2 rRNA genes are annotated in these 1,752 nt (G+C 53.2%); both read right to left on the bottom strand.

From position 1 onward, the window contains the following. Positions 1-118, bottom strand: a 5S ribosomal RNA gene (rrf, locus tag HMPREF2537_RS00060). Between the two features lie 122 nt (positions 119-240). Beyond that, a 23S ribosomal RNA gene (locus HMPREF2537_RS12860) occupies positions 241-1,752 on the bottom strand; the annotation flags it as partial.

Consider the following 1,752-nt stretch of genomic DNA (forward strand, 5'->3'; position numbering starts at 1 on the left):
TGTCGGCGGTTTCTTACTCTCCCACAACCTCCCGGTTGCAGTACCATCAGCGTTAGCAGGCTTAGCTTCCGGGTTCGGAATGGGACCGGGCGTTTCCCTGCTGCTATAGGCCACCGACAAACACACGGAGCAACTGTTTGTGTCTGGTTGCTGGTGTTGTGTCAGATACTGTGTAGTGGACGCAAGCGACAGTGTGAATTAGTTGTCTAATGTTGTTTGTTGTTTACACACCCGTTGGGTGTGTGTGTTTGTTTTGGTCTATTAGTACCAGTAGCCTTCACACCTTGCGGTGCGTCCAGGTCTGGCCTATCAACCCCATCGTCTTTGGGGGACCTCAAATGAAACCTCATCTTAAAACAGGCTTCCCGCTTAGATGCTTTCAGCGGTTATCCCTTCCGTACGTAGCCAACCAGCGATGCTCCTGGCGGAACAACTGGCACACTAGAGGTACGTCCGTCCCGGTCCTCTCGTACTAGGGACAGCCTTCTTCAAGTTTCAACGCGCGCGGCGGATAGAGACCGAACTGTCTCACGACGTTCTGAACCCAGCTCGCGTGCCGCTTTAATGGGCGAACAGCCCAACCCTTGGGACCTACTCCAGCCCCAGGATGCGACGAGCCGACATCGAGGTGCCAAACCATCCCGTCGATATGGACTCTTGGGGAAGATCAGCCTGTTATCCCCGGGGTACCTTTTATCCGTTGAGCGACACCACATCCACAAGTAGGTGCCGGATCACTAGTCCCGACTTTCGTCCCTGTTCGACATGTCTGTCTCACAGTCAAGCTCCCTTGTGCACTTACACTCACCACCTGATTGCCAACCAGGCTGAGGGAACCTTTGGGCGCCTCCGTTACATTTTGGGAGGCAACCGCCCCAGTTAAACTACCCACCAGGCACTGTCCCCAACCCAGATCATGGGCCAAGGTTAGACATCCAATCCGATCAGAGTGGTATTTCAACAACGACTCCACACACACTGGCGTGCATGCATCACAGTCTCCCACCTATCCTACACAAACCGAACCGAACACCAATACCAAGCTATAGTGAAGGTCCCGGGGTCTTTTCGTCCTGCCGCGCGTAACGAGCATCTTTACTCGTAGTGCAATTTCACCGGGCCTGTGGTTGAGACAGCAGAGAAGTCGTTACGCCATTCGTGCAGGTCGGAACTTACCCGACAAGGAATTTCGCTACCTTAGGATGGTTATAGTTACCACCGCCGTTTACTGGGGCTTAAATTCTCAGCTTCGCAGTCAAAGACTACTAACCGGTCCTCTTAACCTTCCAGCACCGGGCAGGCGTCAGTCCATATACATCAACTTAACGTCTTCGCATGGACCTGTGTTTTTGATAAACAGTCGCTTCCCTCTATTCTCTGCGACCCCACAACCCACCACCAACGCAAGGTTGGCTTAAGTCGTGTGGTCCCCCTTCTCCCGAAGTTACGGGGGCATTTTGCCGAGTTCCTTAACCACAGTTCACCCGAACGCCTTAGTATTTTCAACCTGACCACCTGTGTCGGTTTAGGGTACGGGCCATACATCCACATCGCTAGAGGCTTTTCTCGACAGTACTAGATCACCAACTTCACCCAACAAGGGCTACGCATCACGCCTCAGGCTTACTCGGTGTGCGGATTTGCCTACACACCACCTCACACGCTTACACCAACAATCCACTAAGCGGCATGGCTACTACACTGTGTCACCCCATCACTTGAACCACACATCAGGCCCCACGACATCAACAA

Source organism: Corynebacterium sp. HMSC074E01, from assembly GCF_001808885.1.
In the GTDB taxonomy this organism is placed as follows: Bacteria; Actinomycetota; Actinomycetes; order Mycobacteriales; family Mycobacteriaceae; genus Corynebacterium.